At 33.8% G+C, this 13,087-nt stretch carries 13 protein-coding genes; 2 read left to right on the forward strand and 11 right to left on the reverse strand.

All coding sequences use genetic code 11. From position 1 onward, the window contains the following. Positions 1 to 195: 195 nt before the first annotated feature. From BMX53_RS16990 to hisS, 4 genes are all read right to left on the reverse strand, one after another. On the reverse strand, positions 196 to 1,002 hold the full coding sequence (locus BMX53_RS16990) for a DUF4261 domain-containing protein (protein WP_074747934.1): 807 nt from the start codon (positions 1,000 to 1,002) through the stop codon (positions 196 to 198). Positions 1,003 to 1,273: 271 nt separating this feature from the next. Continuing rightward, positions 1,274 to 1,684: a hypothetical protein gene (locus BMX53_RS16995; protein WP_038987757.1), complete on the reverse strand. Its 411-nt coding sequence runs from the start codon at positions 1,682 to 1,684 to the stop codon at positions 1,274 to 1,276. Between the two features lie 3 nt (positions 1,685 to 1,687). Then, on the reverse strand, positions 1,688 to 2,080 hold the full coding sequence (locus BMX53_RS17000) for a hypothetical protein (RefSeq protein WP_240485493.1): 393 nt from the start codon (positions 2,078 to 2,080) through the stop codon (positions 1,688 to 1,690). Between the two features lie 63 nt (positions 2,081 to 2,143). After that, positions 2,144 to 3,514: a histidine--tRNA ligase gene (gene hisS, locus BMX53_RS17005; protein ID WP_038987759.1), complete on the reverse strand. Its 1,371-nt coding sequence runs from the start codon at positions 3,512 to 3,514 to the stop codon at positions 2,144 to 2,146. Positions 3,515 to 3,699: 185 nt separating this feature from the next. On the opposite strand from hisS, the gene BMX53_RS17010 reads away from it, so the two are divergent. Further along, a complete protein-coding gene (locus BMX53_RS17010; protein WP_074747937.1) occupies positions 3,700 to 4,941 on the forward strand; it encodes an ABC transporter permease in 1,242 nt (413 codons plus the stop codon). Positions 4,942 to 5,296: 355 nt separating this feature from the next. Here the strand turns inward: BMX53_RS17010 and BMX53_RS17015 are convergent, their stop codons facing one another. Beyond that, positions 5,297 to 5,992 carry a pseudouridine synthase gene (locus BMX53_RS17015; RefSeq protein WP_038987761.1) on the reverse strand — a complete coding sequence of 232 codons (696 nt, stop codon included), beginning with the start codon at positions 5,990 to 5,992 and terminating at the stop codon, positions 5,297 to 5,299. A gap of 162 nt (positions 5,993 to 6,154) precedes the next feature. Here BMX53_RS17015 and yiaA point away from each other — a divergent pair, with 162 nt between their 5' ends. Then, positions 6,155 to 6,637 (forward strand): inner membrane protein YiaA, encoded by a 483-nt coding sequence (gene yiaA / locus BMX53_RS17020; RefSeq protein ID WP_038987763.1) that lies wholly within the window; start codon positions 6,155 to 6,157, stop codon positions 6,635 to 6,637. A 71-nt stretch (positions 6,638 to 6,708) separates the two neighbouring features. Here the strand turns inward: yiaA and BMX53_RS17025 are convergent, their stop codons facing one another. From BMX53_RS17025 to BMX53_RS17050, 6 genes are all read right to left on the reverse strand, one after another. Further along, positions 6,709 to 9,363, reverse strand: coding sequence for a carboxypeptidase-like regulatory domain-containing protein (locus tag BMX53_RS17025; RefSeq protein WP_074747940.1), 2,655 nt, complete (start codon positions 9,361 to 9,363; stop codon positions 6,709 to 6,711). 22 nt (positions 9,364 to 9,385) lie between these two features. After that, positions 9,386 to 10,180 (reverse strand): GLPGLI family protein, encoded by a 795-nt coding sequence (locus tag BMX53_RS17030; RefSeq protein ID WP_074747942.1) that lies wholly within the window; start codon positions 10,178 to 10,180, stop codon positions 9,386 to 9,388. Positions 10,181 to 10,184: 4 nt separating this feature from the next. Next, on the reverse strand, positions 10,185 to 10,988 hold the full coding sequence (locus BMX53_RS17035) for a GLPGLI family protein (RefSeq protein WP_074747944.1): 804 nt from the start codon (positions 10,986 to 10,988) through the stop codon (positions 10,185 to 10,187). Between the two features lie 33 nt (positions 10,989 to 11,021). After that, positions 11,022 to 11,837 carry a GLPGLI family protein gene (locus BMX53_RS17040; RefSeq protein WP_074747947.1) on the reverse strand — a complete coding sequence of 272 codons (816 nt, stop codon included), beginning with the start codon at positions 11,835 to 11,837 and terminating at the stop codon, positions 11,022 to 11,024. Positions 11,838 to 11,882: 45 nt separating this feature from the next. Beyond that, on the reverse strand, positions 11,883 to 12,731 hold the full coding sequence (locus BMX53_RS17045) for a GLPGLI family protein (RefSeq protein WP_074747949.1): 849 nt from the start codon (positions 12,729 to 12,731) through the stop codon (positions 11,883 to 11,885). Positions 12,732 to 12,757: 26 nt separating this feature from the next. Then, the coding region (locus BMX53_RS17050; protein WP_143061417.1) for a transposase at positions 12,758 to 13,087 on the reverse strand (330 nt) is incomplete at its 5' end.

The following is a 13,087-nucleotide window of genomic DNA, read 5'->3' on the forward strand; positions in this document are numbered from 1 at the left end:
TATTGTTATAATAAAAATGAGGGGACCTATACTAGTCTATTCCACTACTATATTTAGATAAAATAAGACGTATAAATGAGATATATCTAATCTCTTCGATGGGGCAAATAAAAAAAGGAGAGTAATAGCTTATGACAACTACTACTCTCCAGCGCTTAATTCAATATATTTAAGTGATGTGTGTTCTATTTACTTCTAATCCATCTCTAGATTTATGACAGTTCGTCTAGGCTGAGAGGTCGAAAACTCTTTATGACACTTCCACTTACTACCTGCTACTAGTCCTTCTATGGTATGTCCATCTTCTATGACATCTCCTGCTTCCATCAGATAATATGCATAATCCCATAGGCGATTAGCTATATCATTAACCAAAGTATCATCGTCAAAAAAGAATTGAAAATCTGATACACCTAATGCGTGTAACCCTATCGTATCCATCAACAGATTCTTATACTCAGGTTGGTTAATATTGTATAAACGAACATTGACCATAAGGTCTAATGCAACATAATTAGGGTCTAAACAATCCTGCATAAACACTGCTGGATCTATTAACTTCTCTGCGTGCTCTGATACAATTACTGCCGGTTGACTAACCTTAGCCATAGCAAAAAGCATCTGCTGCATTAACACGATACGTATACGAGGTTCAAGACTTCTACTCAAAAAGTCTGTGACTAATACTTCGTGTTTACACTTCTCTAATGCTTCGGTTCCTTCTTCCCAATGCCAGTTCTGCTCTTTATACTTATCTCCAATATTCTTAACACTATCGTCCTCTGCGTGCATTACTACACACTGCGCTGGTACAATCCCCTCTTCGAACTCTACTTCACAGTCTGGAAAAGTAAATACATTGGCTTTCTTTTCAAATGTCACATTGGGAAATACTTTGTGTAATTCTCCTAAAACTGCGTTTAAATCTATTGTCGGTTTATCCTCAAATAATAATCTAAACATCATCATCTTTGGATTGTTGCCTAATTTTTTACTTCCCATATCTATTTTACTCTTCCTATTAACAATGACCTAAAATTACTAAATTCTAACAATCTAAAACTGAGTTATATCAGTTATTGGATAAAAGGTTTGTTTTTTATTTTTGTTGTTTGTCTTTTTGTTCTTTTGTGTTGTTGTAACAGGAAATGGTAGGAGTGTGCCCATACTACGCGAAGTCTCCTTACTCCGTACATTATATATAACACCTTTCCTTATTAGATTATCTCTACATTGATGTCGTTTGTGTGATACAACTGACATACATTCTTAATTAAGCTTTTTTTGGTAATAGCTTTTGTATATCGTATCCTTCTCTAACCAATAAAGCTAGACCATCTAATTCTAATGAACCTTCTATTGGGTTCCATCCTTGTTCTAATCCATAGTCTAAAGCCATACGAACAAACAAGGGTCTATTTAAATTCACTCTTACTTCTTTTCTTAGGAGATCATTATACAACGATACACCACTGTTTAAGGGGTTACCAATACAATAATCATCTAATACACAAAAAAATACTAGTAAAGCATATTTACTATACTTGTCTTTAAAGATTCGTATCACAAAAATACTTTTATCTCCTCCCTCTACTGCCTTAGATATATAACCTGTTCCTATCCCCTCTGTACTATACAGATACTCATCAGAACCTACCTTCAATGTTCTTAATCTTTTCTTCATACACTAAAAAGCTTTTTTTGGTAATAGTTTTTGTATATCATACCCTTCTCTAACCAATAAAGCTAAGCCATCAAGTTCTAATGAACCTTCTATTGGATTCCACCCTTGTTCTAATCCATAGTCTAAAGCCATACGAACAAACAAGGGACGGTTTAGGTTAACTACAATTTCCTTCTCTAATTTATGGTTATATAAAAGCACACTGTGATTTAAAGGGTTTCCTACATAATAGTTGTCTAATACTCTATAATGTACTAGTAAGCCATACTTACTGTACTTATCTATAAATAAGCGTATAGTAAAAATACTCTCTTCTGTTTCAGCTATGTAAGTTACGCGAGTACTATATAGATATCCTATTGTATCTACTTTTAAGGTTCTTAATTTCTTCTTCATAGGCATAAAAAAAGGTATGTGTAAGTAAACACATACCTTTTATATATCAAAGTCTTTAAATCTTTATTTTAACTTAGCGATTAGCTCTTCTAATGATAACACTTGTTGTTCTCCTGAAGCTAATTCTTTAAGTGTGTACTTCTGATCAGCCATTTCTTGTGATCCTACTAATACAGCATAAGGAATACCTTTCTTATCTGCGAACTGGAATTGCTTACCTACTTTCGCTTTATCAGGATATACTTCTGTACGGATACCAGCATCTCTTAATTTCATTACTGCTTGTACTCCATAGCTCATTTCTTCTTCTCCCATGTTTAGGAACATTACTTTAGAAGAAGTACTCACTGTCTCTGGGAATAAATTAAGCTCTTCCATTACTAGATAGATACGATCTAATCCGAATGAAATACCAACTCCACTCATATCTTTTAATCCGAAGATACCTGTAAGGTCATCATAACGACCACCTCCACCTATAGACCCCATCTGTACAGTGTCTGGTGCTCCAATCTCGAAGATAGCTCCTGTATAGTAGTTTAACCCTCTAGCTAAAGTAACATCAAGGTTTAATTTAGCAGTCTGTAGTCCGATAAGTTCTATTTCTTTTCCTACAAACGCTAATTCTTCTACTCCTTTAAGTCCTTCTTCTGAAGAAGCTAACATTACACGTAATTTTCCTAACTTCTCTTCGAATGTACCTGTGAAGTTAAATAAAGCTTGAACTTTAGCGATAGACTCTGCAGCGATACCTTTTTCGATCATCTCTGCTTTTACTCCGTCTTCCCCGATTTTATCCAGTTTATCTAGAGCTACTGTAAAGTCAATCAACTTATCACTAGCATCAATCACCTCAGCAATACCTGCTAATATCTTTCTATTGTTTAATTTAATCGTTACTCCGTGTACTCCTAATGCAGTAAATACTCTGTCATATAGGGTAACAAACTCTACTTCTTGCCATAGCGACTTAGAACCGATAACGTCAGCATCACATTGGTAAAACTCTCTAAATCTACCTTTCTGTGGACGGTCTGCACGCCATACTGGTTGCATTTGGTAACGCTTAAATGGGAAGTCTAACTCATTCTGGTGCATTACTACGTAACGAGCAAAAGGAACAGTTAAGTCATAACGAAGTGCCTTCTCTGAGATTTGGTTAGTTAGTTTTAAACTATTTTTGCTCTCTAATGCAGCATCGTCAACTTTGCTTAAATAATCACCTGAGTTTAATATTTTAAAAATTAAACGGTCCCCCTCTTCACCATACTTACCAAGTAGAGTATCAAGGTTTTCGAAAGAAGGAGTCTCGATGGGATGGAATCCAAATTTCTCAAATCCATGACGGATAGTCTGCATGATATATTGTCTTCTTGCTACTTCTGTTGGAGAAAAGTCTCTTGTACCTTTTGGAATTCCAGGTTTCTTTGCCATCTCTAGTTAATTTTTATGTATTATTATTAGACAAAACTACTACTTTTTTTAAAATCCTCCTATTGTAAGTATAGGCTAAATGGTGGTATTTAGCAGTTATTTTAAGAATTGTAGATAACTAGAGTGGTTTAAGTTTTTTGTTTATTTTTACTATTGAGAACTTTACCCACTTTCTATTCCACATTATGTTTAAACTGAGTATCGAAAATATGAGAATTGCATTGTCTAGTATCAGAAGTCAACTTCTGCGTACTTGTATCACTGTATTCATCATAGCTATCGGTATATGGGCATTAGTAGGAATATTAGCAGTGGTTTCTGCTCTTCGCAATACCATATTAGATGACTTTGCTTCTATGGGGGCTAATACATTCACTATTTCTCAATACGACGTAGCTGATCGTATGGCTAAGAATAAGTCAGTACAAAAGATCAATGCTGTAATTACTTATGCACAAGCGAAAGAGTTCAAAAAAGAGTACTTGTTCCCTTTCTCTACGGTGTCCATTTCATTTAATGCAGCAACTAATATAGAAGTCAAAAATGATCTAATGAAGACTGATCCTGAGGTATCTATCATTGGTTGTGATGAGAATTATTTGCCAAATAGTGGATTACAAGTCACTCAAGGGAGAAACTTTAGCTATACTGATGTAGCTAATGACCACTTCGTATGTGTAGTAGGGTCTGATTTCTCTAAAAAGATGTTTAAAGACTACAGTCCTGTAGGCCAAACCATCTCTGTGCGTGGGTATAAATTCAAGATTATAGGCATGCTAAAAGAGCAAGGAAGTACGTTTGGAAAGAATGAGGATCAACGCGTCTTTATTCCTATCCAAATCGCTCGTTCTATATTTAATGCTGCTAATGTAAATTACGATATCAAAATAGGGTTATTACAAGATAACTTATTAGACCAAGCAGTAGATCAGGCTATACTGGACTTCAGAAATATCCGAAGATTAACACCTGCTCATACAGCTAACTTTGGTATAGAACGCAGTGATGATCTTATTCGCTCTATGATGACACAGGTAAATATGCTGAATGTCGCAGCTTGGGTAATCGGACTGATTACTATACTTGGTTCATCAATCGCTTTGATGAATATCATGCTAGTATCAGTAACAGAACGCACTCGAGAAATAGGTATCCGTAAATCACTAGGAGCAAAAAAGAAAACTATCGCTACTCAGTTCTTTACTGAGACGATTATCATTGGTCAATTAGGTGGATTAATCGGTACTCTGTTAGGAATCTTTACTGCGTATGGTTTAGCACAAGTAATGCACTTTAACTTTACTATTCCTTGGAATGCTATTATAGCAGCATTTGCTACGACCTTTATTGTAGCTATAATCTCAGGTCTCTACCCTGCTATGAAAGCTGCAAAACTAGACCCTGTAGAGGCTCTTAGGTATGAGTAGTTGGTTGACAGTTTTTAGATAACAGTGTACTTGCCTTCGGCATTACAGTCTCTTTATTTTTTAATCTTAACACTTTGAGAAATATTGCACGAAGTCAGGAGACTTCGCTCAGCTTGGAACTTCACGCAATTTTAGAGTACGCAATCTATATCCACAATAGTATGGGCGTAATAGTCCTTCCTTCTCCTAGCCCATCATTCATAATGTCCACTGAACATTCTTCTTTCTGTCCTGCCCAACAAAACATCTCCTATTAATCTTCAAATCATTTAATCCTAATTCAGACCACCACGTATTCTGAGTACCTTATGCCGTAGGCAAAAAAACAGTGAACAGTAAACCGATAACTGTTAACCTAATAATACTGCTCTAGGTCAAACCCTAACACAGCGTTATACTTTCGGTACTCCTCATCAATAGTAGCTCTAAGTTCTATAAGCTCTTTAGTGACTGGGTGTGTAAACTTAAGTTCTAAAGCATGTAATAACATTGCTCCTAATCCGTGTCTATCAAACCACAGTTTGTTCTGTTTATTACATCCATGAGGACGACTCCCAAGGATAGGGTGAAAGATATGTTTAAAGTGCTTGCGAAGTTGGTGTTGTCTTCCAGTCTCTGGATAAGCTTCTACCAAAGAATAACGAGAAGTAGAGTGGTTACCAAAAGGCATATCTACTTCTACTCTTTGCAAAGTTTTATAAGCAGTCTTAGCATCCTGCAACTGCCCATTATCATTAGTCAATGCGTAATCAATAGTCTCCTCATCTATCGTATATCCACGTACAATAGCAATATATTTCTTCTCTACACTACGTGTTGCAAAGTCATCATTAAGTTGCTTTAAAATCTCTTTATCAAGAGCAAATAACAATACTCCAGAAGTCTTTCTATCTAATCGATGTACAGGATATACATACTGCCCTATTTGATCTCTTAGTATCTGTATTGCGTACTCTTGGATATCACTTGCTATAAATGATTTGTGTACTAATAAATCACGAGGTTTATTAATAGCTACTATATATTCGTCTTGGTAAAGAATCTCTAACATAGGGCAAAGATAAAAAAGCTATAAACATCATTACTAAAAATAAACCAAATGCTCTCCAAACCCAACAATACCTAACTATTATCCAAAATAACAGAGCACTCATAAATAATTTTGTTAAAATATAATATTTTTATACATATATTTACTTTAAATATAAAACCTATGATAGAAGAAGAAAAAGAAAAAAGCACTAGTACAGAACAAAATACGACTAGCACAAGAACACATCTACAGACTAACACGGAAAACTTAGAAAGGTTTAAACCATCGTCTATTTATACCTCTGTATCTTGGTTAGCACTAGGTATTGGTATCGTGAGTTATTGTATTGGTTTATGGAATGCTGAGATATTATTAAGTGAAAAAGGATTCTACTTTACACTTATCTTATTTGGGCTATTTGCAGTAGTTGCCTTACAGAAGAGTGTACGCGATAAACTAGAAGGCATTCCTGTAACTCCTCTATTCTACACCATCGGGTGGGTAGGTACTATGGCAAGTATCATACTACTTACTATTGGTCTAGTAAATGCTGAAATGACACTAAGTGAAAAAGGATTCTACGGTATCTCGTACTTACTATCTCTATTCGCTGCAATTAGCGTTCAGAAGAACGTTAGGGATTTAGAAAACATCAACAAATAGAAATAAACACCTAATCTATTTAAAAAGGCAAAGCCTCTAAATACTGATGTATTAGAGGCTTTTTATATTCTTTAGAAGTTAAAACGAACAGATACTAAGAACTGTGATGGTCTTAACTTAAAGTTAGTAGTTGATGTTTGTATACTGTTGATCACTACTTGTTCATATTCTTTGGTATTTAATATATTACTCCATTCGAAGTCAAAGTCTATTTTCTTCTTCTCCCATTTCAGTCGATACATTACATCCATAAATCGGTTAGTGAATTTCTGTTGATTAAAGATATTCTCTCTGTAATCCAGTTTCCAGATAAAACTATGTGCTTTAAATGGGATGATATCAATACGTACATTGTGTGAGTTACCATAAGAATAGGTTGATTGTTTCATATCCTTTCTCTGTGTCTCATTGTAATTGAAATCATAGGTAAAGTTTAACCAATCAAAGTAATTATTAGTCAACTGCAATCCATAAACATAGTTATAAGTATTAACATCTCTTAATGACTCATTTACTAATATCTCACTCTTATTCTTATTTACAGAGAAACTCCCTTTAATATTAGAACTGTACTCACTAAAAAACTTACCGAGGTTAACATTAGCACTTTGTGTATTTGCAATATTCTTTCGATCTAGAGCTTCTATAATTGTTTGTCCATTCTCATCAATCGTCTGAGCTAACATAATCTTCTTCTCTTGGTAATTACTATTCAAAGAACCATTCATAAATAATCCATTAAAAGGATTCTTGAACTCAAAGCGCAACCAAGAGTTAATACTCTGTGTATCTTCTATTTTTCCTTTATATGCTGTAAAGTTCAAACCGCTGAATATATAATGATCATACAATTGGCTAAGTGGAGTATAACTAGTATTGTAGCTACTACCTCCTCTTAATGTCCACATATTATTTATCTTATAAGATAAATAAACAGACGGAGAAAAGTCTACAGCATTCTTTGTATTCTTAGTATCTATTGTCTTATCATCTAGCTTCATCGCTGACCAAATAATAGGAAGTGTAAATGTCATATCCCACGATGTTCCTTTATAGCTTGCTGTAGAATTTAATCTATTGACAAACCTATTATAGGTCAAATCATTCTGATAATTACTTCCTAGCCAAACACGTTCATTATTTTGACCATATAAATCAGTCTCAAAACGCTTGTTCTCAAACAATAAACTGTACTCTTCTGTGAAAGTCCACTTCTTGTATTTCCATGATAGAGATATAGCATTCTGAGTATAAAAACTGTTATCTAAGAATGATTGATTTAACAAACCATACTTCTTTAAATCCTCATCAGGAAAGTTTACATTCCCATTAGCTACTACATCATAATCTTGTTTATCTCTAGTAAAGTCAACTATCGACTTAAAGTTAGCAAACTTGTTATTTCCTACTGGTATAAGAGTACTCAAGGAATTCTGTAAGGTAAAAGAAGGAGATAACACACTCTGATTAATAGGATCATTATTCTGAAGCATCAGTCCTCTTTCTTTATTTCTACTTACATTAATTGTAATATAATCCTTTAAGTAATTATCTTTTGCATTCTTCGTTATTGTAAACTTAGAATTAAACACTTCCTTAAAGTATCTGTTCTCATCCTTTCTATTGTACTTAATTACCTCGCTGACATTGCCATTCGCATCAAGGTTCCTAATCTCAGTAGATTGTGCTCCAGACTGTTTTACCTCATCATTCGTATAAAAAGCATTTGTATTCATCTCTAATTTATCTGTAAACTTCACTAGAAAGTTAGCAGATGCAAAGTGAGATCTGTTGTCTAAATAACGCGACTTGTCAACGCCAGGTGTAGAGGTAGCACTCATCGATAATGTCTGCCCTGTATCCTTAGTATATCTATATGTATCAAAAGAACCAAAAGAACCAAATGCTCTAAACTTATTATTAAGATCTTCACCCGAGTTATTTGTATCATAACTGACCAAGTACTGCAAACCTTTACTAAAGAACATAGGTGACACAGTGCTGTTCCACAAGAAAGGATCTCCTCCTACTCCTATCTTAGCACTTCCACTAAGACTTATCTTATTTTTTAATCTAATATTAATAGCAGGGCTCTCAGAAGGAACTACACCTTCTAACATCTTTATAGGTTGGTGATTTTCTATCACTTCTAATTTACTCACATGAAGGTTAGGTAGCGCTTTAGTAATCGATCCATACCTTCCCTGCATCAAGTCTTTTCCTTCTACATAGAATTTATTCAATGCTTTACCTTGATACTTAATTTCACCATCACCACTCACTTCCATACCTGGCATTTTCTTAATCACGTCTTCTAATACTCTATCATTCTTTCCTGCAAAAGCATTTAGGTCAAACACTAGTGTATCATTGTGTTGAGTAATAGGAGATGCTTTCACAAATATCTCTTCTAATTGAGTAAACTCATCAACTAATTGTATCTGAATATCTTGAGACTTATTCTCTACTACCTTTTCGAATACACTATAATTGACTGTTGAAGCCTTAATCTTTAGTGTACTTAAAGTTGACTTAACAGGTATCTGAAAAGCTCCTTTGCTATCTGACATTTCGTAAGCCATTACCGCATTAGTTTCTGGGTTTAGAATAGAAACTATAACATTAGATAAAGGTACTTTATTCTCATCATTTACTTTCCCTTTTATAACAACCTGTGCCTGCAAAGACACAGTCATAAAAAAGAATATATATACTAAATATTTCATCGTTAATAAGGGAATTAATTATTTAATAGAACTCTATAGGATTAGGTTCTTTTCCAAACTTCTTAGTCATAAATTCACTAGGTTCTTTAGAGTCATTCAGAAGTTTCCCACCTGTTTCTTGAATGATCTGCATATAACTTTTGTTAGCATTTAAATTCTTTAATCTCTTTAATTGTTTATCTGTTACTTCTTTAAAAAAATCAAGTTCACTTAATTCAAACCAGTAATTATTTACTTTCTTACTCTCTATGAACTCAAATACATAATCCTGATCAGCATCTTTCGCCTTTACAACAAAACCTGGTAGATTCTTAAACTTATAAGGTCCTTCTATCAATGGTATTTCTGTTGTGAACCACACTGTCCAGGTACGACCACTCAGTTCACCTATCGCTTTTTGTACTCTCATATTATGAAAATTTTCTGTCTCATTTGAAATAGTCCATTTAATAGTATTAACTGGCTGTTTTACTTTATAAGCATCTAACATATTAATCATTTCATATAAAACAGTATCTCCAGCATCTCGACTCAAAAACCAAGGAATCTTAGACTCAATTGTTCCCGATTCTTCTTCCTTCAGGTCAGCAACAAATTCTAAATAAGTACCCTCACTAATAAACAAAGATCTACTACCATCCACATCTAAGTAAAACTTCTCTATTAAAGGTTCTGCATTAGGAGTTATTTTCTTATCAAAAGGTTTATAGGTCAACATATACTCATAACGCATAAAATCTTTTACTTGTTGAGCCATAAGAGTACTAGGCATTACTAACACTAAACACAATACAATAAAACAACAATATTTCTTCATAACTTTATTTCGTAAGCCATTCCATATAATTAGTGTTATCTCCTATTTTCTTACTCATTGATTGTTGATTTTCAACAGTATCTTCTAGGTAAATCTGTATTCCTTTTTCTGCAAAGTCTTGTTTTAAACTTTTATTAGCTCTTAACTCTCTTGCTCTAATAAGGTCTTTCTCTTTAGTTATAGCAGCTTTCTCATATTCATAAAAATGTAAGGGAACTTGTACCTTCTCACTCTTTCTAAACTCGAAGAGATAATCTTGTTTATCATCTACTGCTTTTACTACAAAACCTGGTAAGTTCTTAAACTTATATGGTCCTTCTATAAGAGGTATTTCTGTAGTAAACCAAACTGTCCAAGTACGACCATTCAATTCACCTACTGCTTTTTGTACAGTCATACCTTCATACTTTTCAGTCGCGCTATCTATAATCCACTTGACAATATTTACTGGATATTCTATCTTTAATAATGCAGATATGCGCTCTACGTAATATTGTTTATCAATTTCTTTAACTACAATTTCTTTAAAAAATGTGGTTTCACCTGACATATCAAAGTTTACCCCTAAAAAAGCTAATTGCCCAGTTTTAGTTAAACGCTCAGTACGTTTAGCATAACCTTCAGAATAGAAGCGAGAAGAAGAATCCCATACATCTAAATACACTGTTTCAGTCTTTACCTCATCAGAAACAACACTTGGTTTAAAAGTAACTCCGTACTCATAACGCATCACATCTATTTTCTCTTGAGCCATTGATACTACAGTTATTCCTAATGCACAGATAGTACTCATAACTAATCTCTTCATACTCTTATCGTTTTTTAGATTTACATATTTATTTTAATAAAACTCAATAGGTTTATCCTCTTTACCTACTTTTCTAGAGAGTTCCTCTAACACTTTTGGGTCTCGTATTTGACTAATATTAATCTTAGTACCTCTTTCTTCTAACATTTGAGCAAGGTTCTTATTTGCTATAGAATTTCTAATCTTATTCCATTGCGTTTTATTAACCTTAATTGCATCTGAATAATTTTTTGGTAACCAATAAGAGGAAACAGCCTTTTCACTCTTAAGTAATTCGAACTTATAATCTCCTGTACTATCCTCTGCCTTCACCACAAAACCAGGTAAATTCTTAAATTTATAAGGTCCCTCTATCAATGGAATATCTTGTGTAAACCATACTGTCCAAGTACGTCCACTCAATTCTCCTACAGCCTTTTGTACCTTCATCCCATTATAATCTTCTACATCTGTTGATATTGTCCAATTTATCTGATTAGGTATTTCCTCTACATTATACCTATCTAATCCAGTACTTAGATAGGTATTAAGCTTTACTTGTGTATTATACACAGACCATCTTACTGCTGTTTGAGATTCTCCTAAATCAGTTGCTTTGCCTACATTTCTCCCCATTTTTATCAAATTCTCATTTGACTGATCAGAACCAGCACTTATACATCTGGATTCATTATTATAAATATCTAGATAGACAACCTCTACCTTTCCCATCACTGACTTTTCTGTTCCTATAGTCCAAGCAGGAAAGGTTAGTTGATACTCATAACGCATCACATCTATTTTCTCTTGAGCCACTGCCACTAACGTTATCGTAAATGTGCAGATAGTACTTATAATTAGTTTTTTCATATTCTAATTTTTATTTTATGATACTTATAAATGTGATGCCTCAGATTAATAAAACTCTATAGGTTTATCCTCTTTACCCATTTTCTTTTTAGTCAACTCATCAGTTACATCCTTCCCCTTATCATCTACCATTTTAAAAGTAGCTGTACCACCTCTTTCATTCATTATTTGAGAGAAACTTTTATTTGCATTCACATTTCTGATCTTATCCCACTGTTTTTTATCGATCTTCATCGCTTTCTCTTGTCTAGGAGATAACCAATAAGTAGCTGCTGCTTTTTCACTTTTTAGCAATTCGAACTTATAATCTCCAGTACTATCCTCAGCCTTTACTACAAAACCAGGTAAATTCTTAAACTTATAAGGCCCATCTATCAATGGAATATCTTGTGTAAACCAAACTGTCCAAGTACGACCACTTAATTCACCTGTCGCTTTTTGAACTTTCATCCCCTCATACTCCTCTACGTCTGGTAATATGTCCCACTTCACTAAACTTACAGACTCCCCTACATTATACGTTTCTACACCAGAAGTACCATACGTATTCAGGTCTGAACCATTCTTATATATAGACCATTTCACTTTACTTCTAAACGAGCTAAGTGCTGCCATACGCGTTGCTATATCAGCATCCTTCTTTGCTCCAGTAGAAAACTCTATTAATGTCTCTTCTCTCTTTACATTCCCTTCACTCACACATCTAGATTCATTATTTAAAATGTCTAAATAAACGATTTCTGTCCCTCCTTGAGAAGCAGCTTCATCACCTGTTTCTTTTGTACTAGGCATAGTCATCTGATACTCATAGCGCATTACTTCTATTTTCTCTTGTGCATTAGCTAATAAAGCAGTACATACTAGTGCTGCAGATATACACATTACTTTAATCATAATTATAGTTGTTTTGAGTTATCTGTTTAGCTTCCGTTAATCATATTTAAAGAAGTTGGTTTTGCCTTAACCATCTTAACAATTGTGTTATGAAAAATTGTTTCCTTAAATACGGATCTATTTAATCTATATACGAACTCATTAAAATAAGCTTGGATATATTTCTTATTGATATGTGAAGGTACTGTCCTAATCCACGACTTAAGTTGGTGAATTATTACATGTAATTCTTTAAAATTAGCTCCTTTATCACTTTCTTTTTGAGTAATATTATATTTCTTTTTCAAAGGATTGTACCCTCTCCATTTATCTGTAACTACATTAGCATCTTGTGAAATATGTTGTTCGAATATAGT

Origin of the sequence: Myroides marinus (genome assembly GCF_900109075.1) — a bacterium.
GTDB lineage: Bacteria > Bacteroidota > Bacteroidia > Flavobacteriales > Flavobacteriaceae > Flavobacterium > Flavobacterium marinum_A.